Here is a 20,801-nt window from a genome sequence, read left to right as displayed (position 1 = left end):
CATTCCTCGTGGAACCTGGTCATCGCAAGGGGACCAGGTCGTGCTCAAGCGCCAATAAGTGCCGGTGCGTGGCGACGCCCCAGATCAGGTAGTCGTCATGCTATCCCGGCCTGCAACCAGAACCACATTTCGAGATCCGCCGCGTCGCCCGTCGCCGCGGGGCAGTCTGGCCGCCGTGCGGCCATTGACGAACGCACCGAAGGTGTTTCCGTCAAGGTAGATCTCGGGCTTCTCCGGATCGGTGTCACGCGACCAGATGAAGTTGCCCTTCAGGGTGAGCCGCGTCAGGACTGCCCCTATCTGGCCGTGAGTATTGCCCTCTATTGCACTGAACATTGATGTCCTCAGCCACTGACTTGCAGGTTCTGTGGGCCGCCAACGGATGACGTTGTTGCCCTCCGAACTCACTTCGGCTGCCAGGGTGATGGTCTGAAAACCCAGTACAGTCAATGGGGCAGCACGCCAGTCCTGGCTTTGCGTCCGGCTGGGGAAGGGCAGGTCGAGGGTCACGAAGCAGACAGCGTTCTGGAACCGATCGACGCGGTTGCTGACGCTTTCCGGGAAAATATCCCGGTCGCAGACGATCTCGATCCCGGCGAGCAGGCGTTCGACCGGCAGGTCGCCGTCATTCTCGATGGGGCCCCCGTCCGCGCGCGCCAGCACCTCCACAATGTGGACCACTTCGTCCTGCGGCCCGACGCCGAGGAGCCCGCAGAGCTTGTCAATGGCCTCCTGGACTGTACTGACGCCACCCAGGTTGTTGCACTGTGTCGGGTCGTAGGCCACCTGGCTGGCGACGCTGACCGTGGCGTTGAAGTCCAGGACTTGACCCGGCGCCGCGTTCCCGCCGGCGTCCAACAGCACGGCCTGCACCTGCTGCGGACCGTCTAAGCCCAGCGTCCAGATGCACTCGGCGATGCCATCAGGCGCAATCGTAGCCACCGGCGCATTGGCAGAGAGGCTCCCGCCGCCCGCCATCAGCGCGAATTGCACCGGCGCGCCGATCACCGGCGCCTGGCCATTCACCACGCGTACGCGCAGCGGCAGGGTCAGCGGCTGGCCCGGCAGCGCCTCCTGGCCGTCGCCGCCTTCGTACAGCAGGGTCGTTAACGCGGTCAACTGCGGGAATAGCTTGCGGCAGTCCGTCGCCGTCCAGGTATCCCCCGCGGGGATCAATAGCGCCAGCGAAGCGTAGTGATGCGTAGGCCCATGACGCCCCTCGAAGACCGGGCCGCTTGCCCCTCGTGGCCATTCGACCTGGCCCGTCAAGCTGCGGGCTGGCGCCGTCCAGTAGTCGCCCGACACATAAGCTCCGTCGCTAAACTCCACCATGACGCCATCTTCCAGCTCCACCCACTTGGGCGCCTCGGGTGTGCCGATCTGGACCGTTCCGATGCCATCCCAACGCCGTACGGTCGGCCGGGTGCCCGTTGCCAGCGCCAAATTGGCCGGGTTCTTCAGCGTAATTCTGTCCCCCTTGACCGCAGTGACTTCGAGCAACACACCGGGTTCGTTGCGCAAGGTGCGCTCTTCGTCGCTGATCTCCACCCACGCGGCCGCCGCAAAGCCGAGCACGGCGTCTTTGCCCGGATCGGACACCGTAATGACTGGCGCGGCCGGCGTCGTTGCGTCAACCTTGACCCCCTTCGTGAGGATGCTGCCGTTGTCGCGTGACCATTTGTAGGTGGCGGTCCCGGGCGCGCCAGCCTCGTGGATCTCCACCCGGTAGAGCTGGTTCTCCAGCCGGCGATAGCCCCCGCCCGGCGGGACGAGGCAGTCGTTGGCGGCAGGCTGCGCCGGCGCAGCATCGGCGCGCAACCTGCCGGCGCCCGCGACCCCGTCAGGGATCCAATCCGGGCCAAAGTCGGCGCACGTAGCGGCCGCGTTGGCCAACGCCTGCGCCTTCACCTGCCAGATGGTCTTGAGGCGGGTCGTCGTGTCAGGCCCACCGAGCGCCACCTCGCGAATCTGTGGCTGGTCGTCGCCCGACTGCTCCAGGGCGGTCTGATGACGTTCCCAGACGTCCAGGTAGGCGTGGTAAGCCTGGCCCGAGACGAGCGCGGGCGCGCCTGGGTAGTCGGGCTGGGCATCGTACGGGACGATCTCTGTGGCTTCGCAGAGGATGCCATCCACATAGAGTTGGCCGTCGGCGATCTCAAAGGCGCTCCCTGCGATCCTGACCTGGAAGTTCCTGAATTGCCCCAGCGGGGACGCAGGCGCCCCGGATGGTCCGATCACGTCGCGCGTGGTTGCCTGATCGCGCTGCGCCTGGATATCGGCTTGTTCGTTCCATTCTGCGTCAAGCAGAACGCTGCCTTGCTGCATACGCACGCTGCTATAGTGTTTATCCCGTCGGAAGGTCAGACGTGAGAAATCGCCTTTCATACTATCTCCTCTATCTCCTCTACATACAAGTGCGCTTCCCTGTCAGGAAGCGAAGAAAACGCCGGCCTCCAGGCCGAAGCGCAGGTATTCGTCCAGGCTCACGCGTAGGTTTTTGAGCCGCTGCGGCGCTTGCAGAAAGTGAAAAGCCCCCATCTCGCCTTCGTCCTCGGCGCCAGTGCCGATCTCAGGGTCAACTGTGCCGGCAAGCTGCCCGTAATCCGCCTCGCCGTAGGTTGTGGAGGCGTAGGTCGGGAAGATGCGCCCGGCCGACGCCGCATCGGCGGGCTGGCACCGATACCGTTGCGGCGCCAGCGACTCGAACGGGAGGTAGCAGAAGCGGGTGCAGCCGATTTGGCGGCGCTCGACGATCACCATACCATCGAAGATACTGTTCGATGCCTCCAGGCTCGCTGCCTGGGTCGCGCCCAACACCGTGCTTGCCTGCACATCCAACATAGGGCCGCTCAGATCGCCGCCAACGATGCTGGCCGTGATGCTGGCCGCGCGGATAGTTTCCGGCAGGCTGAGCGGGCCGCAGATGCTGCGGTTGAGCCTCACAGTCAGGTTCTCGTTCCCCTGCCCCGCTTGGTTTTCCATCTTGATCGCCAGGCTGGAGCTGCCGGGTACAAGTGTGCAATGTGCCAGACGCAGCTCAGCCAGGTTGCCAGCCAACATGGTGACAGTCCCTTCCACCAACAGGCCGTTCAGTGCGAACGCACCTGGTTGCAGGGCGCCGGCCGGCGCCGTGCCGATTACTTCAAGCGCGCCGTGCAGATGGGGCCGCAAGTCGGCGGGAGCAATGCGCCCGGCGATGCGCTGCCCCGACGCGTCCGGCTCCTCGGGCCACCCCGCGGCGACCAGCAGCAGCCGGCTGCCGGCCGGGATGCGGATCGCCAGCGCACCAACCAGATCCTCCCGATAGGTGCGGCTATCCATGAGCGCGATGATGCCCTGGGCGCCGGCGGGCTGGTCGTTCCAGGCCTGCACGGCCTGGCCCAGGGTTGTCACGATCTGTGTTCCAGCCCCGACGGGCGGCTGCTGTGTTACGCCCATCTGCCAGGTGTTCTGACTGGCCGCAAAGTCCCGCAGGAAGTCTTCGACAGAATCGCGGCGGTCGTATGGTCCGCCGCCCAGGTCACCCCCGAAGCCATAGGTGTAGCCCACCTCGATGGCGCCGGCGGGATCGCTCCCGAACGCGATCCGGCCCAGTTCCGGGTCAACAGCCACTTTGCCGGCCGGCGGTGAATGCGCCCATCCTCCGCCTTGCTTGTCCGATAGGTCACAGACGAGGATATCGCCAATGGGCCGAACCTGGCCTCCAGCGCGAATCAGCAGGCTTCGAGGCTCGTTCTCTGTGCCGTAGCAGGCATCCAGGTTGCGCAGCAGGAAGCGCCGACTAAGGGCCAGCGGGACGTCCAGCGGCTGCGCCATTTGGGTGATGCTATCCTCCGTCCTGGCGAGATGATAAAGCGACTGATTCTTGCCTGGCGGGCTGGAAGGCGTACCGGCGCTCGTCGTTCGAGGCTACCTGGCGCGGGTGACGCCATCAATGTGATAGGCCTGAAGGCGCCACAGGAACAAACCAACATTTGGGATATTGTGTTTGCCGCGGCCGTTGTCAATATGCCGTACGTCCGCGGTGTGCGCCGTACGGTCGAACGGCCCACCCAGGAATCCGAGCTGATTTGCGTCTCGAATGTCGGGCATCGCAGGGGCGTGGGGCCGCACGTGGTTGACGTTCTGCGTCGTAACCAGCCGTTCAAAGAACTCGACCGCCACGGCCGGCCAACCGGTCACATCGCGGGCCAACTGCTCCAGCACAGCCGCCGTGCCCTTGCGGCGCCGGTAGGCGACGGTGTTGGCCACATACGCCCGCTGGGTGAAGCCCGCCGCCTGGATCGGGTAAAGCCCCTGGACGCCCAGCAGGTCGCCGATGTACGGCACGACCCATTCCTGGCACGTCTCAATGAACCAGTTGTCGTACAGGCGGGAGATGTCGTCTTCGACCAGCCCCAGCTCATCACCGATGACCGCCAGGAGGGCGCGCAACGGCTCGCCCTCAGCCGCATCGCGCAGGCGGTAGATGGCAGGGAGCAGGCCGTAGAGGCGTTCTTGGGTCGCGTCGTTCATGGCAGCATCTCCTCCAGTCCAATGCCGAGCGGGTTGATCAGCAGCAGCTCGGCCAGGCTGCGGAGCTTCCTCCTGCGCCTCCCAACGTACCAGCGCCGCCTCGAGGATCGTGCTGGGGCTGGGCTGCGGCCCGTCCAGCCGGTAGAGCTGTTCGAGATCCAGGGCCACGACGCCTGCCACCCGCTGGATGACCGAGATCACCTCGGCCGCGGTCACCGGTTGGGCGAACGTGCGCGCGCCGAAGGCGAAGGCGGCTTGCAGGGCCGTCGTGACGGCCGCCTGTACATCGGCCCAGCGGTAGCGCGCGTCGCGCACGATCCGCGCCCGCAGGTCGAAGAACACGGGCTGGTAAGTATCGACGCGGAAGCGCTGCGACGGGTCGCTCGCTGCCGCCATGGCCTCTACCAGGTAGGTATACAGCTCCGACGTCGTATCCACCCGGTGGCTGGCCAGGGGTGAGGCGGCCGCATCGGGATCGTCGCCGACCGCCGCCTCGGCCGCCACGGTGACATGCACCCAGTGCGTCTCGCCGCGCCAGAGCGCCACGCCTTTTACCTTGCCGATGCCGGCGAAGGCACGCGCGAAATCCTCGAAGTCGCGCAGCGAGACGATGCGATCCATCGTCAGCACCGTCAGCGGCGCGTTGCTCCGGGCGCTGTCGCGGTTTTCCGGGTCAGCGGCGCCCGTCGCAGGGGTCGGATTGATCACCGACCGGATGCCCAAGGGGCGCGACTGGAGCAGCGTCAGCTTGCCGGCGCCCACCATCCCGCCCAGGCCGATGCCGCTGCGGTAGGTTGCCGTGACGTTCTCGACCCCGGTGGGCAGCCGCGCGCCGGTGACGCCGTCGCCGAAGACGACCGTCGTCTTGCCGTCGTCACCGGCGCGGGCGCTGAAGCGCGGGTCGGTGGGCGCCAGGCCATACAGCCGCGGCGCCTCCTCCCACCGCACCCCGTCCACGCGCACCTCCAGCGAGCTTTGCACACCACTCGCATCGGCGGACGATGTGTAGGTGAGGGGCGGCTTCTTGAGGGTGAAGCGCTGGTTGGCCTGCGCGCCATTACCGGCCCCGAGCACTTCCGTCACGGTCTCGCCGTGGCTGGCGGCCGCGACGTTGGCGTTGAGGGTCACGGTCTTGCGGACGTACGTGGTCTTCAGGCCCGGCGAGGGGAAGACCAGCGTCGTGAAGCCGCCGACGTGGATGACGTCGGCGAGGATCACTATCTCGCTGACGGTCACTCCCGGCAGGTCGTCGCGCTCACCCGTGATCGCCACTGGTTGGCCGACCTGGAGACCGAGCAGCATGCGGTCGAGCTGGATCTCAGTACTCTTGGCCGCGATCGGATCTTCGATGGGCAGCTCGGCAAGCACCAGGCGCTCACTCTGGACGTGTGCCGTCGTGTTACGCACCCTGAAATCTTCGGGCCTGTCGGTCGTGTCCGCTTGAAGTTCCGTGGCTTTATCATCGGGCTTGCCCAATTTCAAGCCGACGGATTTGGCGCTCATGGCGAAGCCCGCCACGGATGCGTCGGTGGCAGAGCGCAACCGGTAGGCTGCGTAGTGATTGATCGGCCGCTCCAGAACCACCCAGCCGCTGCCCGCCAGGCCAGGCACGTTACGTTCCAGATAGAGATCGGCGCCGGTGTAATAAACCGCGACGGCCGGAGCGTCGGCAGGTTTCCTGGAATCCTTCCAGATGGACAGACCGCTGCCGTCATCCCATGGGATGAAGTAGTTACTGTGGGGAACGGCCGGCAAGCTGGGGAAATACGGCGCGTTATGGCCGAAGATGCCGAGCCGTGACCGGAACGCAAAAGCGCCCGGATCGGCCGGCGCGAGGGGCGGCGCAGGAGGCGGTGGCGGCGTGTAGTTGATGTTGAGCGTCAGCTTTGTTCGGCTCCAGCCCTGGACGGCAACAAAGGCGCTCAACTCGCTTTCGCGCCAGCTCTGACGGACGACCGACGTCTTGATCTTGTCTGCCGTGAAAGCAAGCTGAACCAGCTTGGCTACCGCGAATTTGTGGACCTGGGGTGTGAAAGAAGGCGGCTTTGGTGGCTCGGCGGTCACTTCATCTTCGAAATCCACTTGGGTGCGGTTCAATTCCGGATTGGCCGTGACTTGTCCGATCGAGCGCACGAGCGTCACCAGGTCCCCTGGATCGGACCGCTTGCCCACCAGTAGCACGATATCGCCGGGTTTTAGACCGGTATTGACGCCGGTGAAGAAGACCCGCTGCACCTCTGCCGCCTGGGCCTCCGTTATGTCTTTTAGCTCGGCAGCCAGGCCGGCGTCAAGCGCATACATGTCCGTCATCGGCTGGTCCAAGAGATCGCCGAAGCGTGTGCTGATGCCGAGCAGATAAAGTTTGTTATCAGTTTCCCGGATCGCCAGTTCCTGCGGCCGGGTGAGACGCGGCTTCAGCGCATTCCACTCGACGCGCGCGGTGATCCCGGCATTTGTCTCGAACGTCTGCGGCAGCTCGCCGGGGCCGGGGATACTCTGCACCCGGGTGCCCTTCGGCATGATGGCGGTCGGTGGCGCCCCGGTGGCCGTGTCCACAGTGAAGGCCAGAAAGGCGCTTGCCGCCACACCTGGGCTTAGCTCATAACCGATTCCCCGCGCCAGCTCCAGCACCGAGAGCCGCTCGGTAGCTGTGCGCAGGTAGCCCTCGTTGGCGATGCGTTCCTGGTAGAAGGTCAGTACGTCCATGATGACCGCGCTGGCGTCCAGCAGCGCGATCGCCGGATCGGCGATCGCCCGCGTGGTCAGGCCGGCCAGGGGGCGCTGACCCGCGTGCGGGCCGTCAGGGATCGGCTGACTGGGCAGACGGGCCAGCATGCGCCGCAGAAACGTACCATGCGTGCCGATCCGATAGGCCAGCGCCGGCAGTCCAGGACGGTTAACCACGGTCGGCTCCGGGATGCTCGCCTCGCAGCACCCGCAGGTGTCGAGGACATCGTCGGTGTTGCTCATAGGCCACCCCCCATGATAAACTCCAGCTTGCCATTTTCCGGGGCACTGGGATCGTTGTCCAGACGGGCAATCTCCAGGCGGCCCAGCGTCATGCGGCCTTCGGCGACCTCGCCGTGGGCGTCCTGCCCCAAACGCCGGAAGCGATTGGACTTGCCCGGCCCTTCTTCGGTATCCACCCACTGCACGCCCGGCACCTGCATGGCCGCCGCGATGATCTGACTGAGGTAGACCGCCTGGCCAAAGGTGAAGTTGTCGGGGTGAAAGAAGCCGCGGCGGCCATCGGGCAGGCTGTTGCGGCTGAAGGTGTCCAGCAACGCTTTCCTGACGCTGCTGCGGAAGTACCCCGGCGCGGCGCATACGGTCAACGCCATGTCGAGAGCTACGTAGCGCGGCCCGTCAATCTCCAGGTCGTAGCCGGCCAGACGGAAGCGCTCCAGCCAGAGGCGCATCTCATTTTCGAAGTCGGCGGTCACGGGCCGGCCGCCGCGCCGGTCAACCGTGACGTACATGGTGTACCAACTACCTGTCCAGCGTCGTGTCGCTGCGGCGCGCTGGACGCCGGGGTGGCGCTCGGCGGCGGCAGCGTAGTCGGCCTCGGTGACCGCGCGCTCCTGGGAGCGGAAGGCCTGGGGCGCATACAGCCGGACCTGCTCCGTTGGCTCGGGGGCGGTCCCGCCGGCGGCAGGCATGGGGTTGCGCACCTTGACGCCGGCGATCGGTTCGACCAGCCGGTCGAACGCGTCGGCGCCGATGTTGCCGGCCGGGCCGTTGCCGATGCGATAGGATGCCCGGAAAGTTGTTCCTTCGACCGGACGCCGGCCCAGCGCGTCATCGCCGAAACGCAGCGTGGCTCGCCCGTCCTCCTCCATCTCCACGACGAACTCTGGCGCAAAGCGACCGCTGTTCAACAGGTCGTGTCTGGGCCGCCACAACGCACCCTCGCCATGCAACTTGATGACCGGCAGCACCTGTCGCAAGTCGAGGCGCAGCGCGGCCGCGGCCGGCCTGGTACGCGCCTCCTTATCGTCGTAGGGCAGCGCGTGCGTCAAGCCGGTTTCCTCGATCCGGGGCCGATAAGGGCGGCCCATAAGCACGATCGTCGGGGTGAGCGTCCCGGCCGCCTCGTTCTCTTCCACCGTCCGGCCATGATCGGCCAGCGCGACGTTGCCGTGTACTACAGTGACAGCCAATCTCTTGCCGGGGCCAGCAGGATCGGGGAACTCGCGCAGGCAGAGGGGGAAGGGCAGCGCGTCCTCAGCGTGCCATTGGACCTCGAGCACCTTCGTTTCAGACAGCGGGTCGGTCTGCTCCTGGGGTGTGGCGCTCAGGCGTACCGCGTGGCGGTGGGACGGGTCGGCATCCTCGCGGCGCCCACTATCCGGTCCCAGCACTTCCTCGAAGATCAGCACGTCTCCCTGGGCCAGGTCGAGATCGGCGGCGCTGCCCGTCAGGTGCGCGCGCGTGGCGCCCTTGGGCAGGCAGCAGTCCGGATCGCTCCAGGTGTAGAAGGCCATCGGGTTGCGCTCAACCCTGAGCGAAATGACCGGGTGCAGCGTCTCGAAAACCAGCGACGGGTCCGCCTGCGCCGTGATGGCCCGCCCAGTCTTCAATACCGGCTTGTCGGGTGTCCCGATCAGGTCCCGGTCAACCTCGAAGCAGACCCAGGTGCGGGCGTTGGCCCCGTCGTGCATGACATAGTCCACCAGCCGAGCGTGGCGACGCACCGAGGCGCGGCGCCGCGCGCTGCCCAGGTAGGCCTCGGTAGCCACCGCGTCCTGGGCGTAGCTGAGGTAGTCCCCGGCATAGGCCAGCGCTTCGACCACCGCCACCCCCAGGTCAGCCGGATTGCGTTCCCGCCAATCCGGCATGACGACCGCCAGGCGATCCAGCAGCAGACGGCGGAAGCTGGCGTAGTCCTTGGCCAGATAGTTGATCGGGGGTGACGGAAGGGCCGGCTCGGGACACACCTCGGCCTGCACGCAGTCGAAGTCACTCGGGCAGTGTACCCTGAACGAGAACGCCACCTCGGCCAGTTGCGGGTCGAAGCCGGCCGGCGGCGTCCCTTCGGCCGATACCGGTGAGACCAGGCGCAGGACGTAGGTCGAGAAGTCGCCCACACTGCCCACAGTCACGGTCAAAACGTTCCCGGCCGGCTCCACCTTCAGGATGCCGATGGCCGTGACCCGGACCCCGCCCGTGATGACGACAGCGTCCGCCCCCAGGGCCGGGGCTGCGGGCACGCCGTTCGGCTGGCCGGGCAGGGGATGGACGAAGTACACCAGCAGCTTCTTGTGATCGGCCGGGTCAACCTCCAGGTAGTCAATGCCGTTGACCACTGGCTGGCCGTTGCTGCCTTTGGTATCGCGCACCAACGTGCGCCGGACGGAGTTTGCACAGCGATATTGGGTATTCATCTCACGCTTCCCGGCTGAACTGCGCGGCCCCGCGCCGCTGCGTGCGTTGCACGACGTAATCTACCTGCACAGACAGGGCGGAATCCACGGCGTCCACCTGCACCCGCTCAACCGCAATCAAGTCCCCCAGCCACTGTTGCAGCGCGCCCTGCGCCAGGAACTGCACGGCGGTGGCCAGTTCCGGGCTGTTGGGCGCGAAGAGGAGTTGCCCCAGGCCGCTGCCAAAGTCCGGCCGGTTGACGCGCTCGCCAGGATTGGTGAAGAGCACGCCCTCGATCAAGTCACGGATGTGGCGGTCATCGTCAGCAGTGGCGGTGCGCCCTCCGCCGTCGAAGCGGAATGGATAAGCAATGTTCATAGTTGCCTCACTGCGCTGTCACGCGCGCCTGCGTAGCCACGATCATCAGCGGCGTGCCGTTGGGCGCACAGATCGCCTGGCTGTCCAGCAGCAGCAGAGGCTGCCCGTTGCTGGTCACCCGCGTGGCCCCGACGATCCACTGGGCGGTGACGCATGGGCTGGGCGCACCCGGCGCGAATGCGCACCCGGCCACCACGTACGGCGCGGCCATGGTCACCGTCGGCTGGCCGCTCACCAGCACGCGAGGGTTCGGGACGGTCGGCTGCGCCTGCCCGCCATGCGCGCACAAGACAGTGGCGCCCACGTGTAACACGAATCCTGGCATCGTTTGCTCCTATCTCACATCACGACCAACGCGCCGTTGTTGATGGTCACCGTGGGGCCGGCCATGACGATACTGGCGCCTTTGCCGTTCTGAATGGTGATTCCCGTGTCGTTCACGATGATCGTGGCGCCCGTGGCGCTCTTGAGCATGATTCCGCCAGTCGGGCCGGGCAGGTCGCTGATCACCAGCGTGTTCTGCAGCGATGTCTGCAGCACGATGTTGGGGCTGGCGGGGTTGCCTGCCAGCGCCAGCGGCGGCACCTCGGCCACGATGCCGTAGAAGCAACCGGCCCAGATCGGGAAGTCCGGATCGCCCTGCTCGAACTCGATCCACACCCCCGAGCCGATCTGCGGGATCATATACGCCCCCATCTGCTTGCCCGCGATCGGGAAGCAGGGCATCGCCCAACTGGAAGGAGCGATGCCCAACACGTCGGGGATGAAAGCCTGAATGCGCCCGCACTGCTCCGGATCGATGTTATTGAACACGGTGCCGCGATATTTGCCGTAGTACTTGTTCATCTCTTTCATCTCTTTCATGAAGTCACCGCCGGCAGGGTCGAAATCAGCCCGTTGCGGACGAGCTTGAAGCCCTGTTTGTATTCCCCGCGCTTGATCTTGTGCGTCACACTGCTGACATAGTAGAGGCCGTCGAAGGCCAGACCGGCGCCGCGCACGCCGACCAGGCTGCGTGCCTTGAGGATGCGCCCGTAGCGCAGGACATCCAGGCTGCCCTGACCCTTGACCGCATCCGACCATTTGGCAGCCTGGGCCATGCCGATCATGATGGCGCGCGCCGGTGAATACTTGGCCACCCCATGCACCGGCCGCAGGTTCAAGGGGATCGGCGGGATCAACCCCAGAGGCGGGTTCAGCGGCGTGATATCGGGGATCGGGATCGGGATCAGCGCCTTGCTGATCTTCTCCTGGATGATGACCGTCGGCAGCCCCTTGGACTGGTTGTCGAAGGTAAAGCTCAGGCTCTCCACGTTCGTATGCGCGTCCATGTTGATGTTGAGCGCCGGCTGCGGCGCCCCGACCTTGATCTGCGGCCCCCAATAGGCGACGTTGACGCCCGGCGCCGGGCCTGGGGCGATGTAGAAGACGTAGCCCACCCGCTCGGCCAGCTCGTTGATGTACGCCAGATCGGTGCCCTGGTGGGTCGGGATCAGGCTGGTCGGGATCGGTACGTCTATCAACACGCTGGGGATGATCAGCGGCACGATGCCGAAGATGGCGTACTTGGCGATCAGCAGCGCCACCCTGCCCTCGGCCGGCATGGCCGGGTAGGGCAGGCCGCTGAAATCCTGCAGGTTCATCACCGCGGTCAGGTCCTCGCCCGTGATGATCAGCGTAGACGTGCCGCCTTCGGCGCTCGGGGCCACCTGGTGGTTGGTGATCACGCCGTCAATCAGCACGCTCGGTGTCCCGTTGATTGTCGCCACAATCACCACGCGCGCCAGCGGGATGGGGCTGCCGCCGGAGAGCAGGAAGATCGTTTGCAGCGGCGAGCGGTTGCCCAGCGTGAAGGACAACTGGAACACGCTCGGCCCCGTGTCGTTGACGGTGACCTCGACGCTGGTGAGCGCGTCCAGCACCAGCTTCGGCACAGGGATCGGCGCCACCGGCCCGATCATCAGCGTGAGTTGTACACCTTTAAGCATCGGGCAACCCCGGGATGCCTTCCGGCAAGGTGATGCGCAGGCGCCGGCCGACCTCTTCGGTCAGCTCCTCCGGCCGCATGACGCCGTTGGCGTCGCATAAGCGCCAGAACTGCTCCGGGTCGCCCAGGTAGGCGGCCGCGATGAGGTCCGGCCGCTCGCCTTCCTCCACCGTGTGCTCCTGCAGCAGGGCGAAACGCCGCGGCGAGGGCACGAAGCGGCGCCGCAGGTAGACGATCTTGCGGCCGTCGGGCGCGGCGGTTTCGCTGGTCTCGATGCCGTGGTAGCGGCTGTTAGGCGGAAAGTTTGTTGTCATCACGGTAGTCCCGTAATCCCGAAGGCGCTGAAGGCGCCACCCCGGTTGCGCGCGGCCATCTGCTCCTTCACCTGCAGGTAGCTCATGAACAGGCTGCCGCCCCGGTGGTCGAAGCCCAGGTCGTCCACGCTCAGCACGCGCAGGCTCAGGCTGACCTTGGCGCGCAGCGGGTTGAGCGCAGGGTCGAACGCTTCCTCGGTCACGCTGAAGTCGGTGAGGCGCACGGGCACCACCCGGCTGCGGCTCCAGATGAAGAGCGTCAGCGGCGCCTGCATCGGCGCGATCTCCAGCGTGCCCGCCCTGGCCAGGCGGTTGTTGGCCGTCAGTTGGCCGCTGGTCGGATAGACGATGGTTTCCAGCACAGCGAGCTGGGGATGGATGCCGAGCTGCGCGGTCTGCCGATCTGCCATCTCCAATTGATCCGCGGCGTCAATCTCCACCTCCAGCTTGATCGTCTCCACCGGCGGGCCTTTCAATCGCAGCGCCTCGGAGCGGTCGCCGCCCTCCGCGCCCGCGCCCTTCACCTGCAAGGTGCGGCTGAGGGTGTCCGGGTTGTATTGCAGCGCGATGATGCGCAGCACCGCGCCCGTGTTTGGGTCCAAAAGGACGATGCCGCCTTTCAGCAGGCGGGGAGAGTTTGGGAATGTGGTCATCGCTTGGGTCTCCCAACGGTATTCGCACCCGCTTGTTTGATTCCCGGGAACGATACAAAGCCGATTGGATCGTCGTTATCGAACACCGACATCGTGTTGCCCCCGCGGAGGATGACCCTGGCGCCTTGCCGGTCGTACAAATCTCGACCGAGAACACAGAAGCCGGTCGTCTTGGCGACGGTCAACGCGTTGTTAACTTGGTATTCTTGCAGCTGAGACCGCGTCTTCGCCCCGAACTTACCGTCGGCGGCCAGCAGCGGCCGCGCCGTCGGCGGCCGCGAGTTCAGTTGTTCCTGCAAAAACTTGACGTCGTCACCAGACGAACGGATGCGGAGAGTTCTGGGCATGATGGTATCCTTAAAAGTTTAGCCAATTGTCTTTGAGATTCTTCGCAAACACCCCCAACGACCATGGGGTGACCAGGCTGTATTTCAGAGCAATGCTACTTAGTAACTGCGACGTGCCCAGATCTATCACCACAATGCCGCCCTTCAGCAGTTTGGGTGAGTTGGAAAAACCGGTCATGGTTCACATCGCATTTTCGCCTCATGCTGGTTGATGGGTAGATATTGATCGAGTCTGACCACATTGATTCACTTCTCACCTGCTCTGTACGCCACGGCTCTGCAGAGGGGCACTTACACCCGTCGTTTGCCCGCCCTCGTGCGTTACCACCAATCTGACTTGGCTTGGACCCGGCGCCCCGGTGGCGAGCGCCGCCCTTTTTGCGCGCAAGAGTTCGAGAATGCGGATTCTGTTGGGAACGTCGCTCATGCCAGTCAACCGCGCGATCTCTGCGTCGAGATTCTGCGCAAGATTCTTGGCGGGGTCGATCGCGGTTGCGCTGCTGACGTTTCCAGCTCTGTTGAGCGATTTGTTGTCGATGAGATCTAATAGATCGAGCTTCTTGTTGTAGGCCATGCCGTCAAAGCTTGAGCCAGTGACGAAGTGCCCTTGTGACCCGCTGGGTCCCTGGATGAATTCCCAACCGTCCTTCTGTGAATAGTGCTGGAATCCCATCGTTTGTTCTCCCCCGTAGCCGCGGGCATGTCGTGGATCCATCTGTTGTGCCGTCACGTTCGATGCGACGGTTGCACCCGCCGCCCCGGCCACCGCTTGCGCACCAGGGCTGGAGGCCGGGACTGCCGTGACCGCACCCGGGGACGCCGCTGCAGTCGCTCCTTTGGTACTCGTAGCCTCGATCACCGATGCAGATTCTGCACGTGCGCCCTGACTCACGGCACCTCTGACCGCTGTTCCAGACACACCTCGAACTGCGCTAGGGACAGACTCGGCCGCGAGCGTCTCCGCCATTACGAACGCGCTCGGCGCAAAGTCGCCGGCGAGCACGGGCACTGTGCTCCTGAGTCCCTGCGACGCGAGAAACCCGGCCACTCTAATTCGCGGGGCAGCACGCCTGGCCAGCGCGGACAATGCGCCGCGCAGCGAGCCGCGAACAACACCGCCAATCCCGCCAGCAAAGATATCAATTGGATCGATAAATGGACGCTCGAGACCTAGCTCGTCCCCGCCGACGTACTTGCCGTCTGCATCGAGCACTCTTGTGACTCCGACCAAAAGGTGGAGATACCCCAGAATGACGCCATTCTCGTCGACCACCTTATGCCACCCAGGCACCAGCGGTACCGGCTTCTTTGTTGGCTTGATATGTCCACCATGCGGGTGGACATTGCTTGCAGCAATAACATCTTCAGGCGTTCGAGGTCCCGGCTTTGGACCAAGTCCGGGCGGGCTCGTATGGCTGGTGGATATTTCCTTGCGTACGGCGCTAGGCGGGGGACTGGGCATCCCCCAACTCGCCGCGACCTCGGGGGAGATGAGCGGAAGATCGCCGAAGGTTGCTTTCCGCCTGCGTTCTTCCTCGGACTCGGTGACCTCGTCGCGCTGGATAACAGCCTCACTACCGCGCGAGCCTAGCACATTAATAGGAGACAGACCACCATTTCCATTGCTTTGGCCACCACGGACCCTCTCTGCACCAATTTGCTGCACCACATGCGTCAACTCATGGGCAATCAACCGCCGTCCCTCATGTGTCCCCGGCGCGAACTGACCCGCACCAAACACGATGTTGGGTCCCACCGTGTAGGCATTGGCGCTCACCTCCCGCGCCGATGCTGCGGCCCGCCCATCGGTATGCACCCGCACGCCGCTGAAGTCGTGGCTGAAGCGCGGCTCCATAAACGACCGCGTGGCGGGGTCGAGGGGCTGGCCGGGCGAGGACAACACATCGTGGACGATCGGCGGGGCCACGGAGAGGTCGCTGCTGCCAGCGGCGTCGCGCTGGAGCATCCGGTAATCGCGGCGGGGCGTGAGGCCCGGAATGCCGAGGATGTTGCCCGATTGTGCCTGGCGGCCGCGTATGATCGCGTCAAGCTGCCGTTGCTCGGCCGCGCGCGCGGCCGGGGTTTTCGTTCCCTTTTGAAACTTCTCCTGATCAGCAGCCATGCGCTCCGTTTCGGCGCGAGTACGATCAGTATCGCTCGCCTGCGGCTTCTTCGCTGCCTCAGGTTCGTAGACAAATGTGATACCGGCCTCAGTCGGCGCGCTGAGCGGCCCTTTGTAGGTCAGCTTCACCTTCAGGCCCGGAGCGATCTTGGGCAGCTTGATCACCAGCCCCTTTAACGGAAATTCTTCGTTGCGCAGCGCCATCGTGGCGACCGTGCTGGCGGCGATGCCCAGCGTGACGGCCAAACTGGGCAAGGTTGAGACGAAGCCTTCGCCGAACTTCTCGGCCTGGTCGGTTAGCTGTTTGCCCAGCGTCGTTTCCAGGAACGTCTCCGCCCACTTCTCACCCGCTGCGCCAAACCTATCTTCGTTCGTCTCCAGCTTTTCAGACGGCTGTTGTACGTGCTGGTCGTTCTTTGCCTCGTTGAACCCCAGGTCAGGCAGTGAACTGCCAGGGTACTTGCGGCGCTCTTCGGCGCTGGGGTCGCGGGGCGATGGAGTCGAGGGTGGCCCGTCGCGCCGCAGCGCCGGCGCGCTGCTAAGCGTCCGTCCGGGCAGCACCCCCCCGCTGATCACGGCCTCGGCCACACGGTCGGCCTCTTGCTCGTAGCGATCGCCTGGGCGATTGATCGCCAAACTGCTAGGGCTGCGCTGGAGCGCACCTTGCCGATTCTGCGCACACGCGGCACACTCCCCGCCTGCAACCGTGTGATTGCCGCACGCGCACTGGCGCTGCAACAGGCCGCTGGCCGCCGGCTTCTGGATCTGCTGCGCCTTCTGCGCGATCAGGGTGCGGGCGAGGCCGCTCATGGTTTCCTCCCGATGCCGCCGTAGACGCTGCGGGCGATCTGCCCGCCGATCTCAGCCGGGCGCGCGCCTGCGTTGAGCCGGATGGCCGCGGCCGGCACATCGGGCACGGCGCCACCCGCCGGCCACGCCTGGGCGATGCCGCCTTCGGCCAGGCTGTCCGAGGACAGCAAGCGGGTCAGCTCGGCCTCGACCACCGCCTGGACGCGCGCGCCGCCGCCGGGGCCGAGGGGCAACCCGTCCAGGATGAGGCGCTCGATGTGAACGTGAATTTTCATGGTTTAGATCCCATTGATCGGCCGGTCGAGCTTGCGCATCTCGCCTCGGATCGCTTCCAGCACGATCGGCATGGTGATCAGCGGCGGCTGCTGGCTCGCGGCCATGAAAGCCGCGTTGAGCGCAATGTTGTGGATCAGGCCGCCGGTCAGGTTGAGCCGCGCCAACTGGTCGAGATCCAGCCCGGCCACCGGCGCCTGCGGCGGGAAGACCTTCTGCCACATCAGCCGGCGTTCGGGCAGGGCGGGGAACGGGAAGCTGACGATGAAACGCAGCCGCCGCATGAAGGCCGGATCGAGCGCGCTCTTCATGTTGGTCGCCAGCACTGCCAGGCCCCGGTACGCCTCCATGCGCTGCAACAGGTAGTTGATCTCGATGTTGGCGTAGCGGTCATGGCTGTCCTTGACCTCGCTGCGCTTGCCGAACAGCGCGTCCGCCTCGTCGAAGAAGAGGATGGCGCCGCCGTCCTCGGCCGCGTCAAACAGGCGCCGCAGGTTCTTCTCGGTCTCGCCGATGTACTTGCTGACCACCGCGGACAGGTCAATGCGGTACAGGTCGAGTCGCAGGTCGTTGGCCAGCACCTCGGCTGCCATCGTCTTGCCCGTCCCACTTTCGCCGGCAAACAAGGCGCTGATGCCAAGTCCGCGGTTCATCTTTGCCCGGAAACCCCAGTCATCGTACACGCGCAGCCGCTGCCGCACCTGGCCGGTGATCTGCCGCAGCAGCGCCGCGGTGTCCGGGGGCAGCACCAGGTCGTCCCACGTCGCCACCGGCTCCAGCCGCTGGGCCAGCGACTCCAGCCGGGGTCGGCTTGCGCTCCGGCACGCCCGCCACAGACGGTCGGCCACCCCGCCGGCGCCGGTGTCATCCAGTTGCGCTGTCGCGGCAGCCTGCGCGATCGTTGCGGGATCCAGGTTGAACTGAGCTGCAAGGGCCTCGGCGGCAAGGGCAGACGGCGCCTCACCTGCGAACGACCCCAGCGCGCCGGCCCAAAGCTCGTATTGCTCCGCCGCCGTGGGCTGGGCAACCTCGAACGCAGGTATGGACTCGGACAAGCCTGCAATCACCTCCCGCACATCCAGGAAGAAGATGCCGTGGCTGCGCGCCAGCAGTCGTTTCAGGGCCGCCATCTGCGGGCCGACAGGGGCGGTTTCGGACGCGTCGACGTACAACGCCAGCGGCAGGAGGATCGTCTCCCGCTGCCACAGGCGGGCGAAGGTCTCCAGCTCGGCCGGGTTCGCCGGCAGGGTTTCGGCCGACAGGCTGTGGGGTTGCACGCCCAACAGCGCGGCCACCTGCCCGGCAATCAACCGCTTGCTGGCGGCGTGCGGGCCGGTTAACTGGATCGCGGGCAGGCGTCCCGCGGTCGCGGCCTGGCGGAGCTCGCCGGCGATCTCATCGGCTGCGGCGCGCTGCGATGGCGGCAGCGCGCCTGCGGCAGGCAGACCAGCGCGGCTGTCCATGGGCGTCAGCAGCGCCTCGAGGCGGTCGTCGAGGGTGTTGAGCCCCTTCAGGTAGTGGACGATGCGCTCGTCGGCGCGCAGGGCGCTGGCGATGAGCGGCTGCGCCCCGGGCTGGTTGATCTCGATCAACCGCCAGTAGCGCAGCGGCCGGTCGGGCGCAAGCGCCTCCCAGGCTGGCTCCTCCAGCGCGGCCAGCGCCAGCCCGAACGTGGGATGCGGCCTGGCGGGGTCGTCCTGGGCACGGGCGCACAGCCCGGCCAGGCGCGTGTCCAGCTCCATCCCCGCGCACAGCAGCAGCACCTGCGCCTCGAAGCGCGACAGCCCCAGCCGCTCGCTCAGGATGGCGAGCGCGGGCGGCATTTCGGCGGCCTCCGAGGAGGCATCTTCGGCAGCCTGCATGGCAGCCCGGGCCACGACCATCGCGCGAAGGTGTTCGTCGGAGTGCCGAACTCGTTCGGCGGGCGAGTTGCCAACTCGCCCCTCACCGGCCAGCGACGCCAGGCGGGCGCGCAGCCAGCCCAGGCCCGCGGCCAGGTGGGCTTCGTTGTTCTGCTGCCAGCGCGCCAGGTCTGTCATGTGATCGTCACCTGCGGGCCGATGTACTGATTGAACGTCGGGCTGCTCGCGACGGTGTCCACTTCCAGTGGGCTTTGGGCGCCGTCCACCTGCACGCGCAGCAGGAACGATCCCGGTGCAAAGCTCGCCGGGATCGGGAAGCTGAGCGTCGCTGCCGGCGGGTCGTCAGCAGATCGTGCAGGCAGAGGGAGCGCCTGGTCGCCGATCAGTAGGGCCACGCGTTGGCCGCTCGCGACCGGCGGCGTCACATCGAGCACGAGCGTCGCCTCGCGGGCGGCCGTCAAGGGCGGGGCAGTGGTGATGCGCGGGGTCAGGACGAACGCTACTACATTGGACTCGATCCCCGCGCCTGGGTGCGCGGTCGGGGGCTTGCCCAGGCTCACCTCGTGGCGAACCTGGAGGGTGTTCACACCCGCGGCCAGGCTGGCAGGCGGCGATACATCAATGCGTTCGTCACTGGTGGGGTTGACGGACACTGCGCTCGCGCCGAAACTCACCACCGTGCTGGCGCCCTTGAGGTTGAACCCCTTGATCGCCAGCGTCCCGCCTGCGAGGACGGCCTGTGGTTCCAGCTCGGCAATGAACGGGCGACGGAAGGGCGTGACCGTGACGACAGGCTGGCGCACAGGGATGGCCGCTGGCACGGGCGCCGTCTCCTGGATCAACACCACGGAAGCAACGTACGCCATAGATGGGCGGTAGCGCGCCTGCAACGCCGACCAGAGCTTCGAGAGCTCCTCGGTGTTCATGGTCTGCGGCGTGAGCTTGATCTGCTCGATCTGGTCGGCCAGGTCGGCGGCCGTGCGCTCCGTCACTGAGGGCGGCATGAGCGCCGCGGTGACGGGCGAATTACCGGTCAGCGTCCTGCGGATGGCCTTGCGCGTCAGCACCGGCGTCTTGTGGAGCAGGAACATGCCGTACCCTAACAGGATTTCAGCGTTGAGATCGTCACGGCCGTACGCGGTGAGCAGGTAGTGCAGATCGAGTGCCAGCGGCGGATTGCTGAGCCGGCCATCGCCCCGGCTGTCGAGCGAGGGCAGGCCGGTGTTGCGCCAGCCGGGGTTCGGCGTCACCTGGTAAAGGAACAGGTTGAGCTGGTTCGGCTCCTGTGCGCCGGTCTCGATGCGATCCGGCGGCAGCGCGCTGACCGTGATGCTGCCCACATGAGCCGCCAGGTCGTGGTTGATCAGGCCGTCGTTGAGCAGGTCCTTCAGAACGGCCGTCACCGCGGCAATAGCAAGTGGGCTGCTCATGGGTTCCCTCGCTCCGTTTTGCGGCGCAGGTATTCTTCCAGAGTCATGATCGGCGACGCCGGACGCCCGGTCGGCTGTGCGGCAGGCGATGTCGTCGCGCGCACCTCGACGCGACCGATGGTCACCTGGATCGTCGGCCCGGCATCGGCCGGCGCCTGCGGAGGGGGTGTCTCCCGAGCCGCGCGCCGCGTCTGCACAGGAACCACACGCGGGCGGGTCGAGCTGACCTCTGGCACGGCCGTGGCCGGCCGCACCGCCGGCTGCGGGGCAAGACCGCCAGCCGCTGACGGTGGCACTACCTCCGGGGCGGCGGGGTGGCTCTGACCCGCTGCATTCGTGGCGGGCGCAGGCGATGCGGGGGCCGGTCCTCGCCCTGGCGCGCGTGGCGCCGACACGCTGACGCCATCCGCTCCGCCGGGGCGTTCCCAGTGCTCAGGCACAGCCCCTGTGGGATTTGAGCGCGGGAGAGCCGGCGCGCCCATCGGCGCACTCCTTTCGGTCTCGATGTCGCGCATCACCCGCCCGGCCAACGGGCTGATCGTGGCGAGATCAGCCCGCCGGGCATCCCTCGCGGCCGGAACCGCAGAGGCTTGTGTGTCGAGCTCAAGCTCTGCCGGCTCCGGCCAGCCTCGGCGCAAGGCGCCGCCGGCCGGGCGCGGCTCGAAGCGGGAGGCCACGCGGGGGAGTACCGCGCTTACTGTGCCCAATGCTTGGGCGGCCAGGCTGCTCAGGAAGTCGTCACTCAT

16 protein-coding genes are annotated in these 20,801 nt (G+C 66.2%); all 16 read right to left on the bottom strand.

Annotation, left to right across the window (positions count from 1 at the left end; translation table 11 throughout):
• Positions 1-84: 84 nt before the first annotated feature.
• The 16 genes from IPM84_27040 to IPM84_26965 all read right to left on the bottom strand — a co-directional run bounded on the left by IPM84_27040 (position 85) and on the right by IPM84_26965 (position 20,801).
• Positions 85-2,385: a hypothetical protein gene (locus IPM84_27040; protein MBK9096348.1), complete on the bottom strand. Its 2,301-nt coding sequence runs from the start codon at positions 2,383-2,385 to the stop codon at positions 85-87.
• Between the two features lie 42 nt (positions 2,386-2,427).
• Positions 2,428-3,816: a hypothetical protein gene (locus IPM84_27035; protein ID MBK9096347.1), complete on the bottom strand. Its 1,389-nt coding sequence runs from the start codon at positions 3,814-3,816 to the stop codon at positions 2,428-2,430.
• A 93-nt stretch (positions 3,817-3,909) separates the two neighbouring features.
• Positions 3,910-7,485, bottom strand: coding sequence for a putative baseplate assembly protein (locus IPM84_27030; GenBank protein ID MBK9096346.1), 3,576 nt, complete (start codon positions 7,483-7,485; stop codon positions 3,910-3,912).
• Positions 7,482-9,899, bottom strand: a complete 2,418-nt coding sequence (locus IPM84_27025; protein MBK9096345.1) for a putative baseplate assembly protein — start codon at positions 9,897-9,899, stop codon at positions 7,482-7,484. Before IPM84_27025 ends, IPM84_27030 begins: the two co-directional genes overlap by 4 nt.
• 1 nt (position 9,900) lies before the next feature.
• Positions 9,901-10,257: a GPW/gp25 family protein gene (locus tag IPM84_27020; protein MBK9096344.1), complete on the bottom strand. Its 357-nt coding sequence runs from the start codon at positions 10,255-10,257 to the stop codon at positions 9,901-9,903.
• Between the two features lie 7 nt (positions 10,258-10,264).
• Positions 10,265-10,582 (bottom strand): hypothetical protein, encoded by a 318-nt coding sequence (locus IPM84_27015; protein MBK9096343.1) that lies wholly within the window; start codon positions 10,580-10,582, stop codon positions 10,265-10,267.
• Between the two features lie 14 nt (positions 10,583-10,596).
• Positions 10,597-11,103, bottom strand: coding sequence for a baseplate assembly protein (locus IPM84_27010; protein MBK9096342.1), 507 nt, complete (start codon positions 11,101-11,103; stop codon positions 10,597-10,599).
• A gap of 14 nt (positions 11,104-11,117) precedes the next feature.
• Positions 11,118-12,245, bottom strand: coding sequence for a hypothetical protein (locus tag IPM84_27005; protein MBK9096341.1), 1,128 nt, complete (start codon positions 12,243-12,245; stop codon positions 11,118-11,120).
• Entirely contained in the window at positions 12,238-12,558 is a 321-nt protein-coding gene (locus IPM84_27000) for a LysM domain-containing protein (protein MBK9096340.1), read from the bottom strand. The genes IPM84_27005 and IPM84_27000 overlap by 8 nt, the downstream gene beginning before the upstream one ends.
• Positions 12,558-13,211, bottom strand: coding sequence for a hypothetical protein (locus IPM84_26995; GenBank protein ID MBK9096339.1), 654 nt, complete (start codon positions 13,209-13,211; stop codon positions 12,558-12,560). The genes IPM84_27000 and IPM84_26995 overlap by 1 nt, the downstream gene beginning before the upstream one ends.
• Positions 13,208-13,558 (bottom strand): peptidoglycan-binding protein, encoded by a 351-nt coding sequence (locus IPM84_26990; protein MBK9096338.1) that lies wholly within the window; start codon positions 13,556-13,558, stop codon positions 13,208-13,210. Before IPM84_26990 ends, IPM84_26995 begins: the two co-directional genes overlap by 4 nt.
• 253 nt (positions 13,559-13,811) lie before the next feature.
• Positions 13,812-15,680 (bottom strand): DUF4157 domain-containing protein, encoded by a 1,869-nt coding sequence (locus tag IPM84_26985; GenBank protein ID MBK9096337.1) that lies wholly within the window; start codon positions 15,678-15,680, stop codon positions 13,812-13,814.
• A gap of 806 nt (positions 15,681-16,486) precedes the next feature.
• On the bottom strand, positions 16,487-16,765 hold the full coding sequence (locus IPM84_26980; protein ID MBK9096336.1) for a hypothetical protein: 279 nt from the start codon (positions 16,763-16,765) through the stop codon (positions 16,487-16,489).
• A gap of 3 nt (positions 16,766-16,768) precedes the next feature.
• On the bottom strand, positions 16,769-18,802 hold the full coding sequence (locus IPM84_26975; protein MBK9096335.1) for an ATP-binding protein: 2,034 nt from the start codon (positions 18,800-18,802) through the stop codon (positions 16,769-16,771).
• Positions 18,799-20,055 carry a DUF4255 domain-containing protein gene (locus IPM84_26970; protein ID MBK9096334.1) on the bottom strand — a complete coding sequence of 419 codons (1,257 nt, stop codon included), beginning with the start codon at positions 20,053-20,055 and terminating at the stop codon, positions 18,799-18,801. The genes IPM84_26975 and IPM84_26970 overlap by 4 nt, the downstream gene beginning before the upstream one ends.
• Positions 20,052-20,801 carry a hypothetical protein gene (locus tag IPM84_26965; GenBank protein ID MBK9096333.1) on the bottom strand — a complete coding sequence of 250 codons (750 nt, stop codon included), beginning with the start codon at positions 20,799-20,801 and terminating at the stop codon, positions 20,052-20,054. Before IPM84_26965 ends, IPM84_26970 begins: the two co-directional genes overlap by 4 nt.

The organism is Candidatus Amarolinea dominans (genome assembly GCA_016719785.1).
In the GTDB taxonomy this organism is placed as follows: domain Bacteria; phylum Chloroflexota; class Anaerolineae; order SSC4; family Amarolineaceae; genus Amarolinea; species Amarolinea dominans.
The sequence above is the reverse complement of the archived record's forward strand: the minus strand, read 5'-3'. Positions and strand labels throughout refer to the sequence as shown.